This window comes from Aquamicrobium sp. YD-1-mutant5 (assembly GCF_059509755.1).
The window spans coordinates 560,182-584,390 of record NZ_JCAKKP010000003.1 but is presented as its reverse complement, the minus strand read 5'-3'; the positions used below and the strand labels follow the sequence as shown (position 1 = coordinate 584,390).

The window sequence follows — 24,209 nt, the reverse complement described above, 5'->3', positions numbered from 1 at the left end:
AAAATGAAAAACCCATCCCGTCACGCCTGGTGACGGGATGGGTGGCACGGTGCCCGAGGGGCAGGAAGGGGCAGGGGAGCGACACCCGCCCGGGCCGAAGCGCTGGCCGCCCCGGGTAAAATGACGGGGAAAGGGCGCAGGCTTTGGCGCGAGGCTCCGTGCTTCAGGGTCAGGAGCGACCCTGAATATGTGCGGCCACGAGCACGCCGATCGCGGGCGCCAGTGCGAACAGGGCGCAGACCCAGAAGGCTGCGGACGCCGCTCCCTCGACGCCGCCCGGCGTGCCGATGCCGGCGGTGTTGGAGATCATGCCGGCCAGCGCCGTGCCCATGGCGATGGCGAAGAGCTGCACCGTGGTCATGCCGCCGGTCGCCAAATCCTGCTCGTCGGCCGGGGCGCTGCGATAGACCTCGGTGACGAGATTCGGCCAGGCGATGCCGATGCCGAGGCCCACGAGGATCAGCGCGAGGCAGATCGGGCCAAGCCACATCCAGGATCCGTTGCCCTGAACCGGCAGGCAGATGGCAAGAATGACCAACCCGATGAAGGTGAGCGCGGGGCCAATCGTCAGCATGCCCTTGCCGCCGGACTGGCGGCGGGCGGAGAGCAGCGAGCCCAGCGTCCAGCCCATCGACATCATGGCGGCCAGATAGCCGGCCCACAGCGGCGTCTGCGCATGGAGTTGCTGGAGCATGTAGGGCACGTAGATTTCCGGCTGCATGGACAGCATCAACAGCGCCACGCTGAGATAGAGCGGCGCGAGTGCGGAGGAGAAGCGGAACGAGCGGCGCGGCAGAAGGCGGGCGCCGGCGATCGCGTCGGTGCGCGCGATCAGCACGATCAGCACCAGCGCGCCGATCAGGCTTGCCGCGGCCCATTGCGTTTCGCTCGACAGGCCGCCGGCCGAAACCGCCAGAACCGCCAACGTCAGCAGGATGAGCTGGAGCACCGGCACCGGCGCGCGCTCGTTCCTGTCGCTGCTCCGGCGCGGGAAGGCGAACAGCGCCAGCAGCGCGAAGCCGACGGCGAAAGGCATCAGCGACCAGAAGGCAGTGCGCCACGAGCCGCCATCGGCAAAGATGCCGCCGATGGCCGGACCGATCAGCGTGGCGATGCCGAACACGGCCGAGATGAGCCCGATGGCGCGGCCCCAGACCCGCTCCGGCAGCACGATGCGGGTCAGCGCATAGGCCAGCGCATAGAGGAAGCCGCCGCCGAGGCCCTGCAGCGTGCGGCCGATGAGCATGACCGACATGCTCGGCGCCATGGCGCAGGTCAGCGTGCCGGCGGCGAACAGCACCGAGGCGATGAAATAGGCACCGCGCGGACCCCACTGGCGCAGGAGATTGGCCGCCAGTGCTGCCCCCAGAATGGAGCCGACCACGAACAGCGTCATGGTCCAGGCATAGAAGTCGAGCCCGCCGATCTCCTGCACCACCGAAGGCATGACGGTGATGGCGATGTACATGTTGACGGAATAGAGCGTCACCCCGCCGGCCAGAACCAGCATCGGCATGGCGTTGCCGCCGGAAAAGAGATCGCCCCAGCCGGCCGGCGCCGGGGGCGAAAGGGCGGTATCGATCGAATCCTGCATTGTCGACTCCTGTTTTGGTCGACATGCCTTGTAGGACCTCAACCTTGGTTAAGGTCAAGCGCCTTTATCGCAGCTTCAGCCGGCGGGGTCCGGCCCCTTCGTCGCCCAGCACATCGTCGGGGTTGCGCAGCGGGCACTCCTCCAGAGACAGGCAGCCGCAGCCGATGCAACTGGCGATCTGATCGCGAAGCTGGAGCAGGCGGGTGATGCGGTCGTCGAGCATGCCGCGCCACTCGTCGGTGAACTTCTGCCAGTCGCGGGCATTCGGCACATGATCGTGCGGCAGATCGGTCAGCGCCTCGCGGATGCGCGCCAGCGGAATGCCGGCGCGCTGCGCGATGCGGATGATGGCGATGCGGCGCAGCACCGCGCGATGATAGCGGCGCTGGTTGCCCTGCGTGCGCCAGCCCTCGATCAGACCCTTGGTTTCGTAAAAATGCACGGTCGAGACGGCTATGCCGGAGCGCCGCGCCACCTCGCCCACCGTGAGAACGGCGGCCGGCTTTTTGGGCATGATCAAACCTCAACTATTGATGAGGTAATCATGGTGTGCCGTAACGCTCAATGCAAGCCGCACTCCATGCGGCGACATGCGCGGGCGAAAGCTCTTTCCATGGGCGGGGTGCATCGTCTAGAGCAGCCGGGTGCGTGCGTCAGCTCTCTCCCGAGCCGATGCATCGCCTTTGATTTCGCAATTCCTCGACACCGGCTATGGAACGGGATGGCATGATGTATCCGCAGACAGAACTCTTCATCGATGGCGCGTGGAGCGCGGCTTCGGACGGCAGGACGATGGACGTGCTCAACCCGGCGACGGGTGAGGTGATCGGCACGGTGGCCTGTGCCACGCCGGCGGATCTCGACCGGGCACTTGCGGCTGCCGAGCGTGGTTTCCGCACGTGGCGCAAGGTTTCACCTTTCGAACGCAGCAAGGTGCTGCGCGAGGCCGCCCGCCTGATGCGCGAGCGCGCGCCGCGCATTGCCGGGCTTCTGACGATGGAGCAGGGCAAGCCGCTGGCCGAGGCGCTGACCGAGATCCACGGTTCCGCCGACATCATCGACTGGTGCGCCGAGGAAGGCCGCCGCACCTATGGCCGGGTCGTGCCGGCGCGCGCCGAAGGCATTTATCAGCTCGTGGTGAAGGAGCCGGTCGGCCCGGTTGCCGCCTTCACGCCGTGGAACTTCCCGGTCTCGCAGGCCGTGCGCAAGATTGCCGCGGCGCTGGCCACCGGATGCTCCATCATCGTCAAGCCGCCGGAGGAAACGCCGGCCTCGCCGGCCGCCCTGGCCGATATCTTCAGGGATGCCGGCCTGCCGGACGGCGTGCTCAACCTTGTCTACGGCAATCCGCCCGACATATCGGGCTATCTGGTTCCGCATCCGGTCATCCGCAAGGTCTCGTTCACCGGCTCGGTGCCTGTGGGCAAGCATCTGGCCGCACTCGCCGGCCAGCACATGAAGCGGGCGACGATGGAGCTCGGCGGTCACGCGCCGGCGATCGTGTTCGACGACGCCGATCTCGACAGGGCGGCCGAGCTGCTGGTGGCATCGAAATTCCGCAATGCCGGGCAGGTGTGCGTGTCGCCCACGCGCTTCCTCATTCAGGAGCAGGCCTATCAGCCATTTCTCGACAAGTTCGTGGACCGCGTGAAATCCATCAAGGTCGGCGATGGGCTGGCCGAGGGCACGAAAATGGGCCCGCTGGTCAATGAGCGCCGGGTGCAGGCGGTCGACACGCTGATCGCGGAAGCGGTCAGCCAGGGCGCGAAGCTGGAAACCGGCGGTAAGCGCATCGGCAACAAGGGCAGCTTCTACGAGCCGACCGTGCTGTCGGGCGTGACCAGCGACATGCGCATCATGAACGAGGAGCCGTTCGGGCCGGTGGCGCTGGTCGCGCCGTTCAGCGGTTTCGATGACGTCATCGCCGAGGCCAACCGCCTGCCTTACGGGCTTGCCGCCTATGCCTTCACCTCCTCGGCAAAGACGGCAACCGCGCTCGGGCAGGAACTGGAAACCGGCATGCTGACCCTCAATCATCTGGGTCTGGCGCTGCCGGAAGTGCCCTTCGGCGGCATCAAGGACAGCGGCTATGGTTCGGAAGGTGGCACCGAAGCCCTCGAAGCCTATCTGGTGACCAAATTCGTCAGCCAGTCCGGCGTGTAGGACGCTTTACCATGCATCGAAGGCCGGGTTCGTCCCGGCCTTTTCTGTTATGAAGCCGGGGATGCCGGTCCCCCGCGTGGACCAATGCACTGACATTGACAATGCATCTGCCCGAAAACATGATGCATCAAATACCATAATGGCAGCGCGCTTTTCCCTGCCTGCCTGAACCCGAATGCAAGGAGCCGTCATGACAGCCCAGCCGAACTCAGTCGAAGCCCGCGATATAAGCTACCACATGCATTCCTACACCAATGCCCGCAGGCATGAGGAAATCGGGCCGCTGGTCATCGAAAAGGGCGACGGCATCTATGTCGAGGATGCATCGGGCAAGCGTTACATCGAAGCGATGGCGGGGCTGTGGAGCGTGGCGGTCGGCTTCTCAGAGCAGCGTCTCGTCGATGCCGCCACGCGGCAGATGAAACAGCTGCCTTTCTATCATAATTTCACGCACAAAAGTCATGCGCCGGTGATCGATCTGGCCGAGAAGCTGGTGTCGATCGCGCCTGTGCCGATGAGCAAGGTGTTCTTCACCAATTCCGGCTCGGAAGCCAACGACACGGCCATGAAGATGATCTGGTATCGCTCCAATGCGCTGGGCCAGCCGCAGAAGAAGAAGATCATCTCCCGCAAGCGCGGCTATCACGGCGTCACCATTGCCTCGGCCAGCCTGACCGGCCTGCCCAACAACCACATTTCCTTCGACCTGCCGATCGCCAATGTGATCCACACCGGCACGCCGCATCACTATCGCGATGCGCAGCCCGGCGAGAGCGAGGAGGCTTTCGCCACGCGCCTCGCCGATGAGCTCGAACAGCTCATCCTCGCGGAAGGCCCGGATACGGTCGCCGCCTTCATCGGCGAGCCGGTGATGGGCGCCGGCGGCGTCGTGGTTCCGCCGGCCACCTACTGGGAGAAGATCCAGGCGGTTCTGGCGAAGTACGACATCCTGCTGGTCGCCGACGAGGTGATCTGCGGTTTCGGCCGCACCGGCAGCATGTTCGGCTGCGAGACCTTCGGCATCAGGCCCGACATTCTCGTGATGTCGAAGCAGCTGTCCTCGTCCTATCTGCCGATCTCTGCGCTGCTCATCAACGATCGCGTCTACCAGCCGCTGGCCGACGAGAGCAACCGCATCGGCACGTTCGGCCATGGCTATACCGCCGGTGGCCATCCGGTTCCGGCGGCTGTCGCGCTCGAAAACCTCAGGATCATCGAGGAGAACGATCTGGTCGGCAATGCAAAGCGGGTCGGCGCCCACATGCAGAAGCGCCTGCGCGAGCTGGCGGATCATGAACTGGTTGGCGAAGTGCGTGGCGTCGGCCTGATCGCCGGCGTCGAGCTGGTGGCCGACAAGGCCACCAGGGCACCGTGGAAGAACGCCGGCGCGCTCGGCCTGCTGGTCAATGGCCATCTGCAGGAAAACGGCGTCATCTCGCGCAACATGGGCGATACGCTGGGCTTCTGCCCGCCGCTGATCATCACCGAGAGCCAGGTCGACGACATGGTCGCGGCGGTGAAAAAAGCTCTCGACGCCTCGCTGCCTGAAGTAAGGGGCTGATCCCCTTCATTACGGGCCCTGCCCGTCGTGCGACTTATGGAAGCCGGCCGCCTCGAAAAGAGGGCGGCCGGTTTGCCTTTTCAGGGCCTTGCAGCGACCGGCAGGTTACCTGCCTTTTCCATGCGCACGCCGATGCCCGCGCCATCTGTGTCGAACAGCAGTTCGACGCCGCAGCGCGTGAACGCCCTGATGACCAGCTCTTCAGAGCCGCGCTGAAGCGCGTGGCGGTGGCATTCAAAATCCTTGATCGTGCTGCGCGAAACGCCGGCAGCGCTGGCGAGCCGGTCCTGTGTCCAGTTCAGAAGGCCACGCGCGGCCCGACACTGTTCGGGAAATATTTGCATCGATCAGCCCTTGCAGTACGGCGGTAGATTCAACCATAATGGATGAAATCAGGCAATATCGTCTCGACTCTATCCAAGGATCACCGCATGCTGGGCGGCGCGTCTCTCATCTGGATGATTGTGCTGCCGTTCGTGGCGAGCGCTGTCGCCGCGCTGCTGCCGTCCAATGCACGCAATGCCGAAGCATGGCTGGCCGGCGGTGTGATGCTCGTCATTTTCATCGTGGTGATGATGTCTTATCCGGACATCGCCGCGGGCAATGCGGTTCGTCAGGAAATCAGCTGGGTGCCGGAGCTGGGACTGGAGCTGGTCTTCCGTCTCGACGGCTTTGCCTGGATGTTCGCCATGCTGATTTCCGGCATCGGCTTCCTGGTGGTGATCTACACGCGCTACTACATGTCGCCGGAAGATCCCATTCCGCGCTTCTACATGTTTTTCCTTGCCTTTGCGGGGTCGATGCTGGGCGTCGTTCTGTCCGGAAACCTCATCCAGCTGGTGATCTTCTGGGAGATGACGAGCGTCTTCTCCTTCCTGCTGATCGGCTACTGGCATCATAATCCGGCGGCGCGCGATGGGGCGCGCATGTCGCTGACCGTCACCGGCATCGGCGGGCTGGCGCTGCTGGCCGGCATGCTTTTGATCGGGCATGTGGTTGGCAGCTATGATCTGGACGAGGTGCTGGCCTCCGGCAATCTGTTGCGCGAGCATGATCTCTACACGCCGATCCTGATCCTCGTGCTGCTCGGCGCCTTCACCAAGAGCGCGCAGTTTCCGTTCCAGTTCTGGCTGCCGAACGCCATGGCCGCGCCGACGCCGGTTTCGGCGTTTCTGCACTCGGCCACCATGGTCAAGGCCGGCGTCTTCCTGATGACACGGATGTGGCCGGTGCTGGCGGGAACCTATGAGTGGTTCTTCATCGTCGGTCTGGCCGGCATGATCACGCTGGTTCTGGGGGCCTTCTTCTCGATCTTCCAGCAGGACATCAAGGGCCTGCTCGCCTATTCGACGATCAGCCATCTCGGCCTCATCACCATGCTGCTCAGCCTGGGAAGTCCGCTGGGCGCGGTCGCGGCGATCTTCCACATGATGAACCATGCCACCTTCAAGGCGTCGCTGTTCATGGCCGCCGGCATCATCGATCATGAAACGGGAACGCGCGACATGCGCCGCCTCGGCGGGCTGCTCAGCGCCATGCCGATCACGGCGACGCTCGCCATGGTGGCGAGCGCGGCCATGGCGGGCGTGCCGCTGCTCAACGGCTTCCTGTCCAAGGAGATGTTCTTCGCCGAGGCGATCGAGCATCATGCCGATTCGTGGCTGGACACCATCGCGCCCTATGCCGCCGTCATCGCCAGCACCTTCGCCGTCACCTATTCGATCCGCTTCATTCACAGCGTCTTCTTCGGCAAGGCGCCCGAACCCCTGCCGCACGAGCCGCACGAACCGCCTTTCTTCATGCGCCTGCCGGTGCTCCTGCTGGTGCTGATCTGCCTCATCGTCGGCATCGTTCCGGGGCGCACCATTGGCCCCTACCTGCACAGCGCGGTGGTTTCGGTGCTCGGCGATTCCACGCCCTATTACAGCCTTTCCGTGTGGCACGGCTTCAACCTGCCGCTGATGATGAGCATCGTGGCGCTGGTCGCCGGCGTCCTGATGTTCCTCGTCATCCGCACCTATCTGGCGACCAGCGAGGAGGGGCCGCCCTTCTTCCGGCGGATCAACGGGCAGCGCATCTTCGAGCAGGTCATGGTCACCGTGTCATGGCGCTGGGCGCGTTTCCTCGAAGGGTGGCTCGGAACCCGCCGTCTGCAGCCTCAGCTTCGCTTGCTTGTCGTCATCGCCTTCATTGCCGGCATCCTGTCGCTGTGGCGGGGGCCGATGCTGCCGGATGTCAAGCTGCCTGCCAGCAGCGATCTGGTCTTCTCCGCGCTGTGGCTGCTTGGAATGGCCTGCGCCATCGGGGCCGCCTATCAGGCGAAGTTCCACCGTCTGGTCGCTCTCATGCTGCTGAGCGGGGCAGGGCTGATCACCTGCATCACCTTCGTGTGGCTCTCCGCGCCCGATCTGGCGCTGACCCAGCTTCTGGTGGAAGTCGTTACCACAGTGCTGATCCTGCTTGGCCTGCGCTGGCTGCCGCAGCGTTTTCAGGAAGTCGAGACGCCGGTGCAGGCGTTCTGGGCGCAACTGCGCCGCTACCGCGACTTTGCGATGGCGATTGCCTGCGGACTCGGCATGGCGGTCATCTCCTATGCGGTGATGGCGCGCCGACCGCCGCAGACCATTGCCGATTACTTCGTGGAGAACGCCTATCCGCTGGGCGGCGGCACCAATGTCGTCAACGTGATCCTCGTCGATTTCCGCGGCTTCGACACGTTCGGCGAGATCACTGTTCTGGGCATCGTCGCCATTACCGTCTTCGTGCTGCTGCGCCGCTTCCGCCCCGCACCGGAGAGTGTCGGCTCGACCGACCAGCAGCGCCGACAGTCGGCGGATGATCCGGCCGCCAAGCCGGGCGCCGGCACCATTGCCAGCGACTATCTGTATGTGCCTTCCGTCATCATGCAGTGGATGTTCCCGGTCATCATCGTTCTGTCGGCCTATCTGTTCCTGCGCGGACATGATCTGCCGGGTGGTGGTTTCGTGGCGGGCATTGCGCTGGCCTCGGCGTTCATCCTGCAATATCTGGCTGCCGGAACGCGCTGGGTGGAGGAGCGGCTGAGAGTACTGCCGGTCAAGTGGATCGGCTGGGGTCTGCTGATCGCGGCCGCCACCGGCATGGGCTCCTGGGCACTGGGCTATCCCTTCCTGACGTCGCACGCGCAATATGTGGACCTGCCCGTGATCGGAAAAGTACCGGCCGCGACGGCCCTGTTCTTCGATCTCGGCGTCTTCGCGCTGGTTCTCGGCGCCACGGTTCTGATGCTGATCGCGCTGGCGCACCAGTCCATCCGCAAGCTCAGGGTGGCGAAGACGGCGGCCCTTGCCGAGCAGGAGGTGCAATGACCGAACTGACCCTCTCGCTCGCCATCGGCGTTCTGGTCGGCTCCGGCGTCTGGCTGCTTCTGCGGCCGCGTACCTATCAGGTGATCGTCGGCCTGTCGCTGATCGCCTATGGCGTCAACCTGTTCATCTTTTCCATGGGGCGGCTGCGCAGCGGCGTGCCGCCGGTGCTGGATACGGGCGGCGTGGTTGACCCGACAGCCTATACCGACCCGGTCCCGCAGGCGCTGGTGCTGACCGCCATCGTCATCGGCTTCGCCACCACAGCCCTGTTTCTGGTGGTGATGCTCGTGGCCCGCGGTCTGACCGGAAGCGACCATGTCGACGGCAGGGAGCCGTGATGCAGCTGGCCAATCATCTCGATATAGCGCCCATCATCCTGCCGCTGGTCACAGGCGCATTCCTGCTCCTGTTCGACGAGAGGCGGCACACCTTCAAGTCGCTGGTCAATATCGCGGCCACGCTCGGCCTGCTTCTTATTGCCGGCACGCTGGTGGCTCAGGCCGATGTCGAAGGTTCGGTGGCCAGCGTCTACCTGCTGGGCAACTGGGCCGCACCTTACGGCATCGTGCTGGTCGTCGACCGGCTTTCGGCCATGATGCTTTTGCTGACCGCCCTGCTGGCAACTGCGGCGCTGGTGTTCTCGCTGGCGCGCTGGCACAAGGCCGGCCCGCATTTCCATTCGCTGTTCCAGTTCCTGCTTATGGGCCTGAACGGCGCCTTCCTCACCGGCGACCTGTTCAACCTGTTCGTCTTCTTCGAGGTTCTGCTGGCCGCCTCCTACGGGTTGATGCTGCATGGGCTGGGTGTGACGCGGGTGCGCTTCGGCATGCACTACATCGCCGTCAATCTCGCCGCCTCGATGCTGTTCCTGATCGGCGTCAGCCTCATCTATGGCGTCACCGGAACGCTGAACATGGCAGAGCTTGCCGTGCGCATTCCGGCGGTCCCGGCGCAGGACCGGGCGCTTCTGGAGGCCGGAACCGCCATTCTGGGCATCGCTTTTCTCACCAAGGCCGGCATCTGGCCGCTGTGTTTCTGGCTGCCCGGCGCCTATTCGGCGGCGGCGGCACCCGTTGCCGCGATCTTCTCGATCATGACCAAGGTTGGCGTCTATGCGGTGCTGCGCCTGTCGCCGCTGCTGCTCGGCGCGCGCGCCGGCGATTCCGCCAGCTTCGGCGACGTCGGCCTGCTGGTCGCCGGTCTGGTGACGATGGCCTTCGGCACCATCGGCGTTCTGGCCTCGCAGGCCATGGCGCGCCTCGTTTCCTACAGCGTTCTGGTTTCCTCGGGCACGTTGCTGGCCGCGGTGGGCATGGCCGATGCCGGCGTCACCACCGGCGCGCTGTTCTACATGGTCTCATCCACGCTCACCATCGGCGCGCTGTTCCTGCTGGTCGAACTGGTCGACCGCTCGCAGGACCCCGCCGCCAACGTTCTTGCGGTGACGATGGAGGCCTATGGCGACGATCCGGAAGAAGAGGAGATCGACGAGGAGATCGGCGTGACCCTGCCGGCAACGCTCGCCATTCTCGGCATCTGCTTCGTGCTGTGCGGGTTGCTCCTGTCCGGGCTGCCGCCGCTGTCGGGCTTCCTCGGCAAGTTCGCGCTTCTGTCGGCGGCGCTGTCGGCCGGCGATGACGGCGCGATTTCCGGCATGGCCTGGGCCTTCTTCGCCGTCCTCATCATCTCGGGCCTGTTTGCCATGGTGGCCATGCTGCGCGTCGGTATCCGCACCTTCTGGGCGCCGCCCATCGAGGGCGTGGTGCCGCGCGTGCTGGTGGTGGAGTTTGCGCCGGTGGCGCTGCTGCTGGCGCTGTGCGTGGTGATGACGGTCAAGGCCGGGCCGGTGATGGCCTATGTCGATGCCACCTCGCAATCGCTGCACTCGCCGGATGCCTATATCGAAGGCGTGCTGTCGGCCCGTCAGGTGCCGTCGCCGAAGATGGAGGCCGGCCGATGACACGCTTGCTTCCCTATCCGCTGCTGGCCGTCTCGCTGCTGTTCATGTGGCTGCTGCTCAACGGTTTCACGGCCGGACATTTCCTGCTGGGAGCCGTCATTGCGCTGGTCGCGGCATCGACCATGTCGGCCCTGCAGCCGTCCAAGCCGCGCATCCGCCGCTGGAGCCGGATCGCCATGCTGATGGGCATTGTCTTCGTCGACATCCTGCGTTCCAACATCGCGGTGGCGCGCATCAACCTCGGTGGCAGGAAGCTGGAGGTCGTGTCGGGCTTCGTGGCTATCCCGCTGGAAATGCGCGATCCGACCGGCCTTGCCTTCCTCGCCTGCATCATCACCAGCACACCTGGCACCGCCTGGGTGGAATACAGGTCGACTGAAGATCTTCTGCTGATCCATGTGCTGGATCTGGTCAGCGAGGAATCGTGGAGCGAACTGATCAAGGGCCGCTACGAGGCGCTGCTGATGGAGATTTTCGAATGAGCGTCACCATTCTGTTCTGGTCCATCACCTTGGCGCAGCTCTTCCTTGCGGCAGCCGCCCTGTGCTGCGGCGTGAGGCTGTTCAAGGGGCCGCGCGCGCAGGACAGGGTGCTGGCCCTCGATGCGCTCTATGTCTGCGCCATGCTGTTGCTGATCACTTTCGGCATCCGCACCGGTTCGACGCTCTATTTCGAGGGGGCTCTGGTGATCTCCCTGATCGGCTTCGTCTCGACCTCGGCGCTGGCGAAGTTCCTCATGCGCGGGGAGGTGATCGAATGAGCCACGCCGCCGAACTTCCGCTGTGGGCGGCGCTCATCGTCGCTTTCCTGCTGCTTCTGGGGTCGGGCCTGACGCTGCTCGGCACGATCGGGCTGGTGCGTCTCGACAGCTTCTACAAGCGCGTCCATTCGCCGACGCTCGGCACCACATGGGGCACGGGTGGCATATTGCTGGCTTCGATGCTGTTCTTTTCGGTGATCGAAAGCCGCCCGGTGCTGCACGAGCTGCTGATCGCCGTGTTCGTCACCGTGACGACGCCGGTGACGCTGATGCTGCTGGCGCGCGCGGCGCTGTTCCGCGACCGCACCGAGAAGAATCCCGAGGTTCCGACCTTTACTGCCGTTGCGGAGCGCTCGTCGGAAGTGGTGGCGCGCGGCGTCAACAATGGCGGAGCGGCAGAGGGCTGATCGCGCGGCGGGTTCCCTGCTCAAACGGCTCCTGAAGCGTGCCGCGATTTTTCCGATTCGCTTCTTATGCTTTAAGCCCCCTGTTTTCAGGCTTGTCGTTGTCCCGAAACCGGTTCCCGCTTTCCGGCGACATGCGTTAGCGCTCGATGCGCGTCGACAGGATGATGGAGGACAGGGTTCTCTCAACCCCCTCCATCGCGCCGATCTCGTCCAGAAGCGTGTCGAGATCGCTGATCGAGGGCGATTCGACCACCACGATCATGTCGAAACTGCCGCTCACCGAATGCAGCGCGCGCACCGCCGGCTTTGCCCTCAGGTCCCGGACCACCTTGTCGGAGAGTTTCGGGGTGACGGTCAAAAGCACATGGGCGCGCACCAGGCCCTTCTCATAGTCCGGCGACAGCCGCACCCCGTAGCCGGTGATGACGCCGCGCGCCTCCAGCCGTTCGATGCGGCTTTGCACGGTGGTGCGCGACACGCCGAGCCTGCGGGCAAGCTCCGCCGTTGGCGCACGCGCATTCTCGCGCAGAAGGGCGATAAGCTCCTGATCGGTATTTTTCGGCATATCGTCAAACTCACATATCAGACTGCTGAAAATATAGCATCGATCTGCCTGAATGCATCCTTTCTTTCGACGTGGAAGTTGCGATGATTCCTCCCTGATTTCACCAACAGAGGGATTGGCCATGAAGGAAATCGTCGTCATCGGCGCGGGCAAGATCGGCTCCACCATTGCAGGCATGCTGGCGGGGACCGGCGACTACAGGGTCACCATCGTCGACCGTTCCGCAGAGCAGCTTGCACGGCTGGACCGGGTGGAAGGCGTATCGGGTCTGGAGCTGGATATCGCCGCGCCCGGCGAGCTGGAAAAGGCGCTGGACGGCAAGTTCGCCGTGCTGAGCGCTGCGCCCTTCAGCCTTACCACGCGTATCGCCGAGGCGGCCGCTTCCGCCGGCGTCCATTATCTCGACCTCACCGAGGACGTCGCCTCGACCCGCCGCGTGAAGGAACTGGCGAAGACGGCCAAAAGCACCTTCATTCCCCAGTGCGGGCTGGCTCCGGGCTTCATCTCCATCGTCGCCGCCGACCTTGCCAGCCGCTTCGACACGCTGGACAGCGTGCGCATGCGCGTCGGCGCCCTGCCGCAATACCCGTCCAATGCGCTGAACTACAACCTGACCTGGAGCACGGACGGCGTCATCAACGAATATTGCGAGCCGTGCGAGGCGATCGTCGAGGGCGAACTGGTCGAGGTGCCGCCACTGGAGGAGCGCGAGGAATTCTCGCTCGACGGCGTGACCTATGAGGCCTTCAATACATCGGGCGGGCTGGGCACGCTTTGCGAGACGCTGAAGGGCAAGGTGCGCACGCTGAACTACCGCACCATCCGCTATCCCGGCCATGCCGCGATCATGAAGGCGCTGCTCAACGATCTCGGCCTGCGTCACCGCCGCGAGGTGCTGAAGGACATCTTCGAAAGCGCCCTGCCGGCCACCACGCAGGACGTGGTCATCGTCTTCGTGACGGTGGCGGGCCGCAAGGATGGCCGTCTGCTGCAGGAAACCTATGCCAACAAGGTCTACAGCCGCCGCATCAACGGCAAGGTGCTGAGCGCCATCCAGATCACCACGGCCTCCGGCATCTGCGCCGTGCTCGACATGCTGGCCTCCGGCGACCTGCCGCAGCAGGGATTTGTGCGGCAGGAAGACATCGCGCTCGACATCTTCCTCGCCAACCGTTTCGGCCGCGCCTACGCCCAGCCGGAGAACCATGGTGCTGAAAACCTGACGGGCAAGGCGGCGTAATCGCCACAGACTGCAGGGAAAACCGCGCGCCCCCGCTCCGAATCGGATGCGGGGGCGTATATGCATCAACGTTTATGTTGCATTGCACAAAACGCAACGCAGCCATGCAAAATTGAGCCTTTCGCCGAAAGGGGGCTGCCTGTATCTATTGATCATCGAATTCCGCGGGGCCTACCTCCTCCCAGACCCAGCGGATATAGGCCAGCCATTATCCTCCTCCCGATAGCTGGCCTTCTCATACGACACCCGCCGGACCTCCTCCCCCGGCGGGTGTTGTTATTTCAGCCCCTGTTTTCTCCCTCGTCACTGTTTCGGCGGCCTTGATCCTGCGAGCCGGTCTGCGCGGAGACGCCGGACCGCTGACGGGTGGCCGCAGCGCATATGCAAGCCAGACGGACTTTTTAAGCGCCCCTGACAGTGCCAGCAGAGGTGCGAAGCTGCCTTGCGGTCGCAACTGCGCGAAAACAACGAACTGGAGCGTTTCTGCGGGTCGTAGAAAACGGGAATGTTCCGGGGGCGCCGTGCGGCGGCGGATTTCCTGCTTTTTCCGGGCCGGATGCACGAATCGGTGAGCGCTTCCGATCCCCGTTGAAATCGATTTCATTTGTCTCTAAGCTCATTCCCGAAACTGAGCTCCAGGGAGGATTTCACATGAAGAAGTCGCACATACTCTCCGCCGTTGCGGGCGTTGCACTCGCATTTTCGGCGGTCTCCGCATTCGCGCAGGATTTCAAGATCGGCCTTTCCAACGGCTGGGTCGGCTCTGAGTGGCGCACGCAGATGATCGATGAAGCCAAGGCCGCCGCCGAGGCGTGGAAGGAAAAGGGCGTCAACGTCACCGTCGAGGTGCAGAGCGCCAATGTCGACGTTCCCGGCCAGATCGCCCATGTGCGCAATTTCATCAGCGCCGGCGTCGATGCCATCATCATCAATCCGAACAGCCCGACCGCCTTCGATCCGGTGTTCGCGCAGGCCAAGGAAGCCGGCATCCTCGTCATCGCCACCGATGCCGAAGTTTCTTCGCCGGACGCCATCTATGTCGGCATCGACCAGAAGGCATGGGGCGCTGCGGGCGCCGAGTGGCTGGCCAGGACGCTCGACGGCAAGGGCAATGTCGTCGCCATCAACGGCGTCGCCGGCCATCCGGCCAACGAGATGCGCGTCGCAGGCTACAAGGAAGTGTTCGCCAAGCATCCCGACATCAAGGTCGTCAACGAAGTGAACGCCAACTGGGATCAGGCGCAGGGCCAGCAGGCCATGCAGAACCTGCTCGCCACCTATCCCGACATCAACGGCGTGTGGGTGCAGGACGGCATGGCCGCCGGGGCCTGGAAGTCGATCATGGATGCGGGCAAGGCCGGTTCCATCGCCGCCACCGGCGAGATCCGCAAGGACTTCATCGATCTCTGGACCAAGGACAAGCTGAACTCCGGCGCGTCGGTGAATCCTCCGGGCGTCATGGCTTCGGCGCTTAACGTTGCCGTGCTGATGCTGCAGGGCAAAGAGCTGAAGGAGCCGGCGGAAGCGGGCCAGTACAAGAACGCGATGTACCTGCCGATCCCGTTCATCGACAGCTCCAATCTGGAGGAAGCAGCAAAGCAGGTCGAAGGCAAGCCCGGCTACTATTCCTACACCAGCGCGCTGTCGATCTCCGACGCAGAGGCGCTGTTCAAGTAACAGAGCGAGCATAGCAATCCCGGCAAAACAGCTTCGCGCTTTTGCCGGGATTGCAAAGAACAGAAGGTGAGGGCGTTTCCGTCTTTCGAGGCAAGGCGGAACCGTTCCGGAAACGGCAGGCGGGGCTTGTCCCCGCCACCGGATGATGACGGCAGGACCATGAGCAGGCTGCAACTCAAGAGCGTCGCCAAGAGCTATGGCGCGACGAAGGCGCTTCGCCATGCCGATCTCGACATCGGGGCCGGCGAGGTGCATGTGCTGATGGGCTCCAACGGCTCCGGCAAGAGCACGCTGTCCAAGATCGTCGCCGGCTCCGTGCGGCCCGATACGGGCGAGATCGTTCTCGACGGAAAGCCGGTTACCATCAGCGGGCCGCAGGCGGCGCGGGCGCTCGGCATCGCCATCTTCTATCAGGAACTGTCGCTGGCCGCGCACCGCACGGTGGCTGAGAACATCTGCCTTGCCGACCTGCCGTCGCGCGGAGCCTTCGTGGACCGCAAGGCGCTGGAAGCACTGGCTGCGAAATATGCCGCGCTGTTCGAGGGTGTGACCGGCGAGGGCTTTTCACTGGATGCGGTGGTGCAGGATCTGCGCGCCGATCAGCGCCAGCTCGTCGAGATCATGAAGACGCTGGCCGGCGAGGCGTCGGTGCTCATCTTCGACGAGGCGACCTCGGCGCTCGACCGGGCGCAGGTCGAGCGCTTCTTCGAGATCCTGCGCGACCTGAAGCGCGAAGGCCGCTCCATCATCTTCATCTCGCACCGCATGGACGAGATCTTTGCGATCGGCGACCGGGCCACGGTCATCCGCGACGGCGAGATCGTCGGCACCCGCCAGATCGCGGACACCACACCGGCAGAGATCATCTCGCTGATGGTGGGCGCGCAGGAAGAAGCGGCAGCGCCTGCCGAAGCCGCCCCTGCCCGGGCTGGCGCGGCTTCGGTGCTGTCGGTGAGAAATCTCTCCGGTGCCGGCTTCTCGGATGTCAGCTTCGAGGTGCGTGCCGGTGAAATCCTCGGCTTTGGCGGCTTGCACGGGCAGGGCCAGTCGGCGGTGCTGCGCGCGCTGTTCGGCGCGAACCCGCCGGCCTCGGGCCATGTCGAACTCGGCGGCAAGCCGCTCCACCCGAAGAACCCGCGCGAGACCATCCGGCAGGGCGTCGCCTATGTGTCGGGCGACCGCTCGCGCGACGGCGTGGTGACGGGCCGTCCGATCCTCGAAAACGTTATGCCGATCCATTACCTGCGCGAACGCATGGTGCTGGCCAATCCTTCCGCGCTGGCGGCGAAGGCATTGCCCGCTTTGCAGGCGCTGAGGACCAAATTCGCGGGCCTCGGCCATCCGATCTCGTCGCTTTCCGGTGGCAACCAGCAGAAGGTGGTGATCGCGCGCTGGCTCATCGACCGCCCGGCCGTGCTTCTGCTCGACGATCCCACCAAGGGTATCGATCTCTCCGCCAAGACGGACCTGTTCACGCTGATCCGAAAGCTGGCCGCGGAAGGCATGGGCATCGTGCTCTATGCATCCGAGGACGCCGAGCTGCTCGACAATGCCGACCGCATCCTCGTGTTCAACGGAGGCTCGGTCCGGCGCGAGCTGACCGGCGCGGAGCGCACCCGCTTCAACCTCTACCAGGCCGCATACGAGGCTGCATGATGGCAAGCATCGAGGCACCCGCCCGTTCCCGCAGCAGCAGCGCCGTCAAGCGCGCGTTCGAGCGCTATCCGTTCCTGCCGGCCCTGATCATTCTTCTGGTGCTGATCGCGCTAAATGGCTGGTTCCAGCCGCGCAGCGTGTCGCTGGTGGGCATGACCGGGCAGATCAAAACCTATCTGGCGCTGATGCTTCTGGCTGTCGCCCAGACCTATGTCATTTATGCCGGCGACATCGATCTTTCGGCAGGCGCGATCGTGTCGCTGGTCAATGTCGTCATCGTCGGCGTCATGGCGCAATGGGGCGGGGACGGTGTCACCATCTTTGCCGCGCTCGCCATCGGGCTGGCGACCGGGCTCGCCTGCGGCATCGTCAACGGCCTCGTGGTGGCCGCACTTCGCTTGCAGGCCATCGTCGCCACCTTCGCCACCTCGATCTTCTTCACCGGGCTCGCGCTCTACATCCAGCCGGTGGCGGGAACGCCGGCACCCACCGCCTTCTGGCGCACCTATGGCGGGCGCATTCTCGAAATTCCCTTCGTCTTCTACATGGCGGTGCTGTTCGCGATCCTGCTTGTGGTGCTGGTGCGCACGCGCCTGTCGCTGCGCCTTCTTGCGGTCGGCGACGGTCAGCAGGAGGCGTTCCAGAGCGGCCTGCCGGTCACTCGCATCCGCATGGGCGGCTATGCGCTGTGCGGCGTGTTCGCGGCACTCGCCGCCTTCTGCATCACCGGTGACACGGCGAGCGGCGATCCGCTGGTCGGCGGCAAGATGACGCTGTTCTCCATCGCCGCCGTCGTTCTGGGCGGCAGCGCGCTGTCCGGCGGCTACGGTACCGTCGTCGGCTCGGTCATCGGCGCGCTGATCATAGGCTTCATCAACTCGCTGGTGTTCTTCGTCGGTACGCCCTCGGAATGGCAGAACCTCGTTCAGGGCGCCGCCATCCTGCTGGCGCTGATGACCGGCGTGCTGGTCGGGCGGAGGGCGCGGGCATGAGCAGCATGACCACCTTCCTCAGGCAGCCACTGGTGGTGGCCCTGATCCTGATCGCAGCCCTTCTGTGGCTGGGCGAGACGCTGTCGCCGGGCTTCGCGTCCGGCCAGCAGATATTGCGCCTGCTGATCGTAGCGGCCCTTCTCGGCATCGTCGCGGCCGGCCAGAACCTCGTCATCCTCGGCGGACGCGAGGGCATCGACCTGTCGGTCGGCGGCGTGGTGTCGCTCAGCGCCATCATCGCCGGCAATCTGATGGCGGGCGAAAATGGCGGCATTCCGCTGGCCATCCTCGCCTGCATCTTAACCGGCGCTTTCTTCGGCCTGATCAACGGCATCGGCGTGACCTTGCTGCGCATCCCGCCTCTGGTCATGACGCTCGGCATGCTGGGTGTGTTGCAGGGCCTGCTGGTTGTGGTGCGGCAGGGCATCCCCTCGGGGCGCGCCGCCCCGGCGCTGGCCGATTTCGTATCGCGCGACTTCCTGCTCGGCCTGCCGGGCATATTGTGGCTGTGGGTGGCCATCGGCCTCGTCATGGCCTTCCTGCTCAGCCGCACCGTCTTCGGCCATCGCATCTATGCCATCGGCTCCAACGAGCAGGCGGCGTTCATGGCCGGCGTGCCGGTGAAGGTGATCCGCATTGCCCTGTTCGTGCTGTCGGGCGTATTCGCGGCGATCGCCGGCATCTGCCTGCTCGGCTATTCGGGCTCGTCCTTCGCCAATGTCGGCGAGCAATATATGCTGGCCTCGATTATCGCCGTGGTGTTCGGCGGCACGCCGCTGTCGGGCGGCAAAGGCGGCTATACCGGCACCATGGCCGGCGCGTTCCTGCTGGTCATCCTGCAAAGCATCCTCACCACCGTTAACATCGACGAATCCGGCCGCCAGATGGTGTTCGGGGCGACGCTTCTGGTGCTGATGCTGTTCTACGGCCGCGGCCGCTCGATGCGCGCGTAATGGGGCGGGCGTGACGAAACCCATGACAAGGCGCCCGAAGATCAAGGACATTGCCGAGCGTCTCGGCGTCTCGCCGGCCACCGTGTCGCGGGCGCTGGCCGATACCGGGCTCGTCGCTGAGCCGACGCTGACGCGCATTCGCGAGGCGGCGAGCGCGCTCGACTACCGGCCCAATGTCAGCGCGCGCAATCTGCGCACCCGCCGTTCCATGGCAGTGCTTCTGGTGGTGCGCGACATCGGCAACCCGTTCTATCTCGACGTGGTCAAGGGCGTGGAGGCGGCGGCGCGCGCCGCCGGTTATGCCGTTCTGATGGGCAATGCCGAGAACGATCCGGGGCGCGAAAGCGAATATTTCGACATGCTGCGCGACGGCCATGCCGACGGCATGATCCTGATGACCGGCTCGCTGCCCTCGACGCCGGAATTTCGCCGCCGCCTGTCGCCGAACCTGCCGGTCGTGGTGGCGCTGGAAATGATCGAGGATGTGGATTTTCCGCATGTGCAGATCGACAATGCCGCTGCCGCCCGGCAGGCGATCGCGCATCTTGTCGGGCTGGGCCATGCCCGTATCGCCCATGTCTGCGGGCCTGTGCCGGAGGTGATGAGCATCCGCCGCCGCGACGGCTATCGCGCTGCGATGCATGAAGCCGGCCTGTCGATCCCGGAAGGTTATGAGCAGCGCGGCGATTACCTGCTGCAATCGGGCCGCGATGCCTGCCGCCGGCTGATGGCGTTGCCTGTGCCGCCGACCGCGATCTTTCTGGCCAATGACGAGATGGCCTTCGGCGCCATCCACGAATTGCGCCGGATGGGGCGCGACGTGCCGGGCGACGTTTCCGTGGTCGGCTTCGACGATCTCTATCTGAGCGAAGCCTTCTCCCCGCCGCTGACCACGGTGGCGCAGCCGCGCGCCGAGATCGGCCGGCGGGCCATGGGCATGCTGCTCGACATGTTCGGCGGCGGGTCTGCGCCCAAAGAGCCGGTGATCCTGCCCACCACGCTGAAAGTGCGCGGCACCACCGCCGCGCCCAAAATGTCCTGAACAACGCATTTCCTGAAAGGAGCGACCATGACGGAGTTTCCGAAAGCCACGCTGCGGGTCGGTTTCGTCGGCAGCGGCTTCATTGCCCATTTCCACCTGAAGTCGATGCTTGGCGTGCGCAATGTCGAGGTGACGGGCGTTTACAGTCGCAGCGCCGACAACCGCCAGCGCTTCGTCGATCAGGTTACGGAACTGGGGCTTGGCGCCTGCACCAGCCATGACAGCCTTGAATCGATGCTGCGCGCCGGCGATGTCGACGCCATCTGGATCCTGTCGCCCAATCACACGCGCCTCGACATCATGCGCACCATCCATGCCGAGGTGAAGGCGGGGCGCAGCAAGGTCTTCGCCGTTGCCTGCGAGAAGCCGCTGGCGCGCACCGTGCGCGAGGCGCGCGAAATGCTGTCGCTGGCAAAAGATGCCGGGCTCAATCACGGCTATCTGGAAAATCAGGTGTTTTCGACGCCGGTGCTGCGCGGCAAGGAGATCATCTGGCGACGCGCCGCTTCCACCACCGGGCGGCCCTATCTGGCCCGCGCGGCGGAGGAGCATGCCGGCCCGCATGAGCCGTGGTTCTGGCAGGGCGACAAGCAGGGCGGCGGCGTGCTCTCCGACATGATGTGCCATTCGGTCGAGGTCGCGCGCCATCTGCTGACTGCACCCGGCGCGCCGCGCAGCTCGCTCACCATCAAATCGGTCAACGGTACGGTCGCCAATCTGAAATGGACCCGGCCGCATTATGCCGACCAGCTGCGGGCCCGCTTCGGCGCGGAAGTCGATTACCGCAACCGGCCCTCGGAGGATTTCGCGCGCGGCACCATCACGCTGGAGGACGAGGACGGCAACGAGCTGGTGATCGAGGCGACCACCTCATGGGCCTATGTAGGGGCCGGCCTGCGCATCCAGCTCGAACTGCTGGGGCCGGAATATGCCATGGAGTTCAACTCGCTTTCGACCGGACTGAAGGTGTTCATGTCGCGCGAGGTGAAGGGCTCGGAAGGCGAGGATCTCGTCGAGAAGCAGAATGCCGAGCAGGGACTGATGCCGGTGCTGGAGGACGAGCCGGGCGTCTATGGTTACACGGACGAGAACCGCCACATGGTGGAATGCTTCCGCAAGGGCGAGACGCCGCTGGAAACCTTCGAGGACGGGCTGGGCGTGGTGGAGATGCTGATGGGGCTCTACCGCTCGGCCGAAACCGGCGAGACGGTGCGCTTCCCGGCTCCCGAACTGGAAGATTACGTGCCGGTCGTTGCGCGGCGCGGCGCGTAAGGAAACGAGGGAAAGGCTTCAGGCCGAACCGGCAATGCGCATGGTGCGCAGGTCCGCCACCGGCCTGAAGCGGATCGCCGCCATCAGCGCGGTGCACAGCATGTCGGTGTCGGCGCGCTCATCCGGCCGCCAGTTGCAGGGGCAGGCGTTCGGCCCGGAATGGCTGTCGGCGACCTCGCGGTAAACGTCGCCAACGGCGCGCGCGGCAAGACGCATGACAGCCATCGGCGGCAGGCCGCTGCGGCCCATGATTCGACAGAATTCGTTCATGAGCGTCATGCGCAGGTGCTCCTGCGCCTCATCCTGACGCCGCTCGATTTCCGCCATGTTGGTCAAGACACGCAACTCCGCTTTTATCCGATCCCGGCAGCCTTCATATTAAAGTGGATAAAAACAATCAAGATTATATTTGTTCCGGAAGCGTCGGGCTCAGCAAAACAGGGCCCGTTCGCGTTCCACGACGCGCGTGATGAAACTTGCCGCCGCCTGCACGCGGCGCAACGGCCGCACCGTTTCGTGATAGACCAGCCAGTAGGAACGGCGAATGGGGGGGATCGCCTCGACCGGCACCAGTTCCGGCATGGAGCGGGCGATGAATGTGTGCAGGATGCCGATGCCGGCGCCAGCGCGCACCGCTTCCGCCTGGCCGAGCGCGGAGGAAATGGCGAAGGCTGAACGCCAGTCCGGGCTGAACTCGGCCTCATAGTCGAGCGAGGGGCTGACGATCAGGTCCCGCACATAGCCGATCAGCGCATGCTGCGGCAGTTCGGAGGGATTTTGCGGCAATCCGTGTTCGCGGACATAGTCGCGCGAGGCGAAGAGACCCAGCGTGTAGTCAACCAGCTTTCCCGCCACCAGCCGGCCTTCCTGCGGCCGCTCGACGGTGATGGCGATGTCGGCCTCGCGCCGCGACAGCGAGAAGGAGCGCGGCACCGGCACGAGCTGGATGGTCAGGTCGCGGTGCTGGCGCGTCAGTTCGCCTAGATGTCTGGCGAGGAAAGCGACGCCAAAGCCATCTGGTGCCCCGATGCGGACCGAGCCGGAAATGTCTTCGTCCTCATCGGCGACGGCTGAACGCGCGGCGATCACGTCGGCTTCCATGCGTTCGGCGATTTCGAGAAACCGCTCGCCGGCCGGCGTCAGCTCGCTGCCCGTGGTGAGACGGCGAAACAGCTTGGCGCGCAACGCCTCCTCAAGCGCACCGATGCGGCGCGAGACCGTTGCGTGGTTCAGCTCCAGCCGCCGCGCTGCACCGAGAATCTGTCCCGACCGCGCCACGGCCAGAAAGATGCGTACGTCGTCCCAGTTCATATGGCTCTCCTCCCGCTGGACCAGCGGCAAGCCTTACTATGCACCAAATGAAGCGCGATGCGAATTCGTTATCGTAAATTTGCACAACGGATGCGTTTCCACTCGCATTGCCAAGCTTGTCGGGACGGTGAACAATCAGGCCCACTGCAAATTCTGGCATCCATCAGGGAGAGAGACGATGATTGAATACGGTCATTTCATCGACGGCAAGCATGTAAAGGGCGCTTCCGGCCGCACGGCGGACGTGTTCCAGCCGCTCGACGGTTCGGTGCGTGCGAAGGTGGCGCTGGCCACCAAGGGCGAACTCGATGCCGCCGTCGCTTCGGCAAAGGCAGCGCAGCCTGCCTGGGCTGCCACCAACCCGCAGCGCCGCGCACGCGTGCTGTCGAAGTTCCTCGAACTCGTCGCCCGCGACAATGACGAGCTGGCCGAGCTGCTGGCCCGCGAGCACGGCAAGACCATTCCCGACGCCAAGGGCGACATCCAGCGCGGTGTCGAGGTGATCGAGTTCATGCTGGGCGTGCCGCATCTGATGAAGGGCGAGTACACCGAGGGCGCGGGCCCCGGCATCGACCTCTATTCCATGCGCCAGCCGCTCGGCGTGGTCGCCGGCATCACCCCGTTCAACTTCCCGGCCATGATCCCAATGTGGAAATTCGGCCCGGCCATCGCCTGCGGCAATGCCTTCATCCTCAAGCCCTCGGAGCGCGATCCGGGCGTGCCGATGCGTCTTGCCGAGCTGATGATCGAGGCGGGCCTGCCTGCCGGCATCCTCAACGTCGTCAACGGCGACAAGGAATCGGTCGACGCCATTCTCGATCATGACGACATTTCCGCCATCGGCTTCGTCGGCTCGTCGTCGATCGCGCAGTACATCTATTCCCGTGGCTGCGCCAACGGCAAGCGCGTGCAGTGCTTCGGCGGCGCCAAGAACCACATGATCATCATGCCCGACGCCGACATGGACCAGACGGTCGATGCGCTGGTGGGCGCCGGCTACGGTGCGGCGGGCGAGCGCTGCATGGCCGTTTCTGTGGCTGTTCCGGTTGGCGAGGCAACCGCCAACAAGCTGATGGAAAAGCTGATCCCGCGCGTGGAAAGCCTCAAGATCGGCCCTTCGACCGATCCGAGCGCCGATTTCGGTCCGCTGGTGACCAAGCAGGCGCTGGAGCGCGTGCGCGGCTATGTCGACCTCGGCGTCGAGGAAGGCGCCAAGCTGGTGGTCGATGGCCGCAGCTTCAAGATGCAGGGCTATGAGGACGGCTTCTATCTCGGCGGCTGCCTGTTCGACAACGTCACGCCCGACATGCGCATCTACAAGGAAGAGATCTTCGGGCCGGTTCTCTCGGTGGTGCGCGCGCATGATTTCGAGGAAGCGGTGCGCCTGCCTTCCGAGCATGAATATGGCAACGGCGTCGCCATCTTCACCCGCGACGGCGATGCGGCCCGCGAATTCGCGTCCCGCGTCAATGTCGGCATGGTCGGCATCAACGTGCCGATCCCGGTGCCGGTATCCTACTACACCTTCGGCGGCTGGAAGAAGTCCGGCTTCGGCGACCTCAACCAGTACGGCCCGGATGCGGTGCGCTTCTACACCAAGACCAAGACCGTCACCTCGCGCTGGCCGTCCGGCGTCAAGGAGGGTGCCGAGTTCTCGATGCCCCTGATGAAGTAACGCTTCGTTTCCATCACAAAAAAAGCCGTCGGAT

General features: G+C 64.6%; 22 protein-coding genes. 16 read left to right on the top strand and 6 right to left on the bottom strand.

Annotation, left to right across the window (positions count from 1 at the left end; genetic code table 11):
* Positions 1-169: 169 nt before the first annotated feature.
* Complete coding sequence (locus AC5XE7_RS07255; protein ID WP_495365443.1) at positions 170-1,594, bottom strand: MFS transporter; 1,425 nt, start codon at positions 1,592-1,594, stop codon at positions 170-172.
* Between the two features lie 64 nt (positions 1,595-1,658).
* On the bottom strand, positions 1,659-2,108 hold the full coding sequence (gene soxR / locus AC5XE7_RS07250) for a redox-sensitive transcriptional activator SoxR (protein WP_239799994.1): 450 nt from the start codon (positions 2,106-2,108) through the stop codon (positions 1,659-1,661).
* A 212-nt stretch (positions 2,109-2,320) separates the two neighbouring features.
* On the opposite strand from soxR, the gene AC5XE7_RS07245 reads away from it, so the two are divergent.
* Together AC5XE7_RS07245 and AC5XE7_RS07240 are read left to right on the top strand one after the other, a co-directional pair.
* Positions 2,321-3,757 carry an NAD-dependent succinate-semialdehyde dehydrogenase gene (locus AC5XE7_RS07245; protein ID WP_495365442.1) on the top strand — a complete coding sequence of 479 codons (1,437 nt, stop codon included), beginning with the start codon at positions 2,321-2,323 and terminating at the stop codon, positions 3,755-3,757.
* A 190-nt stretch (positions 3,758-3,947) separates the two neighbouring features.
* Positions 3,948-5,318 (top strand): aspartate aminotransferase family protein, encoded by a 1,371-nt coding sequence (locus AC5XE7_RS07240; RefSeq protein ID WP_239799992.1) that lies wholly within the window; start codon positions 3,948-3,950, stop codon positions 5,316-5,318.
* Positions 5,319-5,398: 80 nt separating this feature from the next.
* On the opposite strand, the gene AC5XE7_RS07235 is transcribed toward AC5XE7_RS07240, so the two are convergent.
* On the bottom strand, positions 5,399-5,662 hold the full coding sequence (locus tag AC5XE7_RS07235; RefSeq protein ID WP_239799991.1) for a helix-turn-helix domain-containing protein: 264 nt from the start codon (positions 5,660-5,662) through the stop codon (positions 5,399-5,401).
* An 87-nt stretch (positions 5,663-5,749) separates the two neighbouring features.
* Between AC5XE7_RS07235 and AC5XE7_RS07230 the strand changes: the two genes are divergently transcribed.
* Genes AC5XE7_RS07230 through mnhG form a run of 6 tightly spaced genes read left to right on the top strand, consistent with a single transcriptional unit; the run spans position 5,750 to position 11,792 of the window.
* The gene (locus AC5XE7_RS07230; protein ID WP_495365441.1) at positions 5,750-8,665 is read left to right on the top strand and encodes a monovalent cation/H+ antiporter subunit A; all 2,916 of its coding nucleotides are present in this window, start codon (positions 5,750-5,752) and stop codon (positions 8,663-8,665) included.
* Complete coding sequence (locus tag AC5XE7_RS07225) at positions 8,662-9,003, top strand: Na+/H+ antiporter subunit C (RefSeq protein ID WP_239799989.1); 342 nt, start codon at positions 8,662-8,664, stop codon at positions 9,001-9,003. The genes AC5XE7_RS07230 and AC5XE7_RS07225 overlap by 4 nt, the downstream gene beginning before the upstream one ends.
* Entirely contained in the window at positions 9,003-10,625 is a 1,623-nt protein-coding gene (locus tag AC5XE7_RS07220; RefSeq protein ID WP_495365440.1) for a monovalent cation/H+ antiporter subunit D, read from the top strand. The genes AC5XE7_RS07225 and AC5XE7_RS07220 overlap by 1 nt, the downstream gene beginning before the upstream one ends.
* The gene (locus tag AC5XE7_RS07215) at positions 10,622-11,107 is read left to right on the top strand and encodes a Na+/H+ antiporter subunit E (RefSeq protein ID WP_495365439.1); all 486 of its coding nucleotides are present in this window, start codon (positions 10,622-10,624) and stop codon (positions 11,105-11,107) included. The genes AC5XE7_RS07220 and AC5XE7_RS07215 overlap by 4 nt, the downstream gene beginning before the upstream one ends.
* On the top strand, positions 11,104-11,385 hold the full coding sequence (locus AC5XE7_RS07210) for a K+/H+ antiporter subunit F (protein ID WP_495365438.1): 282 nt from the start codon (positions 11,104-11,106) through the stop codon (positions 11,383-11,385). The genes AC5XE7_RS07215 and AC5XE7_RS07210 overlap by 4 nt, the downstream gene beginning before the upstream one ends.
* Positions 11,382-11,792, top strand: coding sequence for a monovalent cation/H(+) antiporter subunit G (mnhG, locus tag AC5XE7_RS07205; RefSeq protein ID WP_495365437.1), 411 nt, complete (start codon positions 11,382-11,384; stop codon positions 11,790-11,792). The genes AC5XE7_RS07210 and mnhG overlap by 4 nt, the downstream gene beginning before the upstream one ends.
* A gap of 136 nt (positions 11,793-11,928) precedes the next feature.
* Here mnhG and AC5XE7_RS07200 read toward each other — a convergent pair whose 3' ends face one another.
* Positions 11,929-12,357: an Lrp/AsnC family transcriptional regulator gene (locus AC5XE7_RS07200; protein ID WP_183825555.1), complete on the bottom strand. Its 429-nt coding sequence runs from the start codon at positions 12,355-12,357 to the stop codon at positions 11,929-11,931.
* A gap of 121 nt (positions 12,358-12,478) precedes the next feature.
* Here AC5XE7_RS07200 and AC5XE7_RS07195 point away from each other — a divergent pair, with 121 nt between their 5' ends.
* The 7 genes from AC5XE7_RS07195 (at position 12,479) to AC5XE7_RS07165 (ending at position 21,189) form a co-directional block, all read left to right on the top strand.
* Positions 12,479-13,597, top strand: a complete 1,119-nt coding sequence (locus tag AC5XE7_RS07195) for a saccharopine dehydrogenase family protein (protein ID WP_495365436.1) — start codon at positions 12,479-12,481, stop codon at positions 13,595-13,597.
* 651 nt (positions 13,598-14,248) lie between these two features.
* Positions 14,249-15,274, top strand: a complete 1,026-nt coding sequence (locus AC5XE7_RS07190) for an ABC transporter substrate-binding protein (protein ID WP_495365435.1) — start codon at positions 14,249-14,251, stop codon at positions 15,272-15,274.
* 159 nt (positions 15,275-15,433) lie between these two features.
* Complete coding sequence (locus AC5XE7_RS07185; protein WP_495365434.1) at positions 15,434-16,930, top strand: sugar ABC transporter ATP-binding protein; 1,497 nt, start codon at positions 15,434-15,436, stop codon at positions 16,928-16,930.
* Positions 16,930-17,922: an ABC transporter permease gene (locus tag AC5XE7_RS07180; protein ID WP_495365534.1), complete on the top strand. Its 993-nt coding sequence runs from the start codon at positions 16,930-16,932 to the stop codon at positions 17,920-17,922. Before AC5XE7_RS07185 ends, AC5XE7_RS07180 begins: the two co-directional genes overlap by 1 nt.
* Positions 17,919-18,875, top strand: coding sequence for an ABC transporter permease (locus tag AC5XE7_RS07175; RefSeq protein WP_495365433.1), 957 nt, complete (start codon positions 17,919-17,921; stop codon positions 18,873-18,875). The genes AC5XE7_RS07180 and AC5XE7_RS07175 overlap by 4 nt, the downstream gene beginning before the upstream one ends.
* Positions 18,876-18,897: 22 nt before the next feature.
* Complete coding sequence (locus tag AC5XE7_RS07170) at positions 18,898-19,917, top strand: LacI family DNA-binding transcriptional regulator (RefSeq protein WP_495365432.1); 1,020 nt, start codon at positions 18,898-18,900, stop codon at positions 19,915-19,917.
* Positions 19,918-19,944: 27 nt separating this feature from the next.
* Positions 19,945-21,189 carry a Gfo/Idh/MocA family protein gene (locus tag AC5XE7_RS07165; RefSeq protein ID WP_495365431.1) on the top strand — a complete coding sequence of 415 codons (1,245 nt, stop codon included), beginning with the start codon at positions 19,945-19,947 and terminating at the stop codon, positions 21,187-21,189.
* Between the two features lie 18 nt (positions 21,190-21,207).
* Here AC5XE7_RS07165 and AC5XE7_RS07160 read toward each other — a convergent pair whose 3' ends face one another.
* Positions 21,208-21,516 carry a hypothetical protein gene (locus AC5XE7_RS07160; RefSeq protein ID WP_239801094.1) on the bottom strand — a complete coding sequence of 103 codons (309 nt, stop codon included), beginning with the start codon at positions 21,514-21,516 and terminating at the stop codon, positions 21,208-21,210.
* Positions 21,517-21,618: 102 nt separating this feature from the next.
* Positions 21,619-22,500: a LysR family transcriptional regulator gene (locus tag AC5XE7_RS07155; RefSeq protein ID WP_183825533.1), complete on the bottom strand. Its 882-nt coding sequence runs from the start codon at positions 22,498-22,500 to the stop codon at positions 21,619-21,621.
* 178 nt (positions 22,501-22,678) lie between these two features.
* On the opposite strand from AC5XE7_RS07155, the gene AC5XE7_RS07150 reads away from it, so the two are divergent.
* Positions 22,679-24,175, top strand: coding sequence for a CoA-acylating methylmalonate-semialdehyde dehydrogenase (locus AC5XE7_RS07150; protein WP_495365430.1), 1,497 nt, complete (start codon positions 22,679-22,681; stop codon positions 24,173-24,175).
* Positions 24,176-24,209 lie beyond the last annotated feature (34 nt).

What these genes read in the sequence shown, in the direction of transcription:
- AC5XE7_RS07245 (WP_495365442.1), top strand. Translation starts at nt 2,321, where the DNA reads ATGATGTATCCGCAGACAGAACTCTTCATCGATGGCGCGTGGAGCGCG.
- AC5XE7_RS07155 (WP_183825533.1), bottom strand. Translation starts at nt 22,500, where the DNA reads ATGAACTGGGACGACGTACGCATCTTTCTGGCCGTGGCGCGGTCGGGA.
- AC5XE7_RS07225 (WP_239799989.1), top strand. Translation starts at nt 8,662, where the DNA reads ATGACCGAACTGACCCTCTCGCTCGCCATCGGCGTTCTGGTCGGCTCC.
- AC5XE7_RS07160 (WP_239801094.1), bottom strand. Translation starts at nt 21,516, where the DNA reads ATGGCGGAAATCGAGCGGCGTCAGGATGAGGCGCAGGAGCACCTGCGC.
- AC5XE7_RS07190 (WP_495365435.1), top strand. Translation starts at nt 14,249, where the DNA reads ATGAAGAAGTCGCACATACTCTCCGCCGTTGCGGGCGTTGCACTCGCA.
- mnhG (WP_495365437.1), top strand. Translation starts at nt 11,382, where the DNA reads ATGAGCCACGCCGCCGAACTTCCGCTGTGGGCGGCGCTCATCGTCGCT.
- AC5XE7_RS07210 (WP_495365438.1), top strand. Translation starts at nt 11,104, where the DNA reads ATGAGCGTCACCATTCTGTTCTGGTCCATCACCTTGGCGCAGCTCTTC.
- soxR (WP_239799994.1), bottom strand. Translation starts at nt 2,108, where the DNA reads ATGCCCAAAAAGCCGGCCGCCGTTCTCACGGTGGGCGAGGTGGCGCGG.
- AC5XE7_RS07230 (WP_495365441.1), top strand. Translation starts at nt 5,750, where the DNA reads ATGCTGGGCGGCGCGTCTCTCATCTGGATGATTGTGCTGCCGTTCGTG.
- AC5XE7_RS07150 (WP_495365430.1), top strand. Translation starts at nt 22,679, where the DNA reads ATGATTGAATACGGTCATTTCATCGACGGCAAGCATGTAAAGGGCGCT.
- AC5XE7_RS07240 (WP_239799992.1), top strand. Translation starts at nt 3,948, where the DNA reads ATGACAGCCCAGCCGAACTCAGTCGAAGCCCGCGATATAAGCTACCAC.
- AC5XE7_RS07220 (WP_495365440.1), top strand. Translation starts at nt 9,003, where the DNA reads ATGCAGCTGGCCAATCATCTCGATATAGCGCCCATCATCCTGCCGCTG.
- AC5XE7_RS07175 (WP_495365433.1), top strand. Translation starts at nt 17,919, where the DNA reads ATGAGCAGCATGACCACCTTCCTCAGGCAGCCACTGGTGGTGGCCCTG.
- AC5XE7_RS07170 (WP_495365432.1), top strand. Translation starts at nt 18,898, where the DNA reads ATGACAAGGCGCCCGAAGATCAAGGACATTGCCGAGCGTCTCGGCGTC.
- AC5XE7_RS07165 (WP_495365431.1), top strand. Translation starts at nt 19,945, where the DNA reads ATGACGGAGTTTCCGAAAGCCACGCTGCGGGTCGGTTTCGTCGGCAGC.
- AC5XE7_RS07255 (WP_495365443.1), bottom strand. Translation starts at nt 1,594, where the DNA reads ATGCAGGATTCGATCGATACCGCCCTTTCGCCCCCGGCGCCGGCCGGC.
- AC5XE7_RS07235 (WP_239799991.1), bottom strand. Translation starts at nt 5,662, where the DNA reads ATGCAAATATTTCCCGAACAGTGTCGGGCCGCGCGTGGCCTTCTGAAC.
- AC5XE7_RS07215 (WP_495365439.1), top strand. Translation starts at nt 10,622, where the DNA reads ATGACACGCTTGCTTCCCTATCCGCTGCTGGCCGTCTCGCTGCTGTTC.
- AC5XE7_RS07180 (WP_495365534.1), top strand. Translation starts at nt 16,930, where the DNA reads ATGGCAAGCATCGAGGCACCCGCCCGTTCCCGCAGCAGCAGCGCCGTC.
- AC5XE7_RS07200 (WP_183825555.1), bottom strand. Translation starts at nt 12,357, where the DNA reads ATGCCGAAAAATACCGATCAGGAGCTTATCGCCCTTCTGCGCGAGAAT.
- AC5XE7_RS07185 (WP_495365434.1), top strand. Translation starts at nt 15,434, where the DNA reads ATGAGCAGGCTGCAACTCAAGAGCGTCGCCAAGAGCTATGGCGCGACG.
- AC5XE7_RS07195 (WP_495365436.1), top strand. Translation starts at nt 12,479, where the DNA reads ATGAAGGAAATCGTCGTCATCGGCGCGGGCAAGATCGGCTCCACCATT.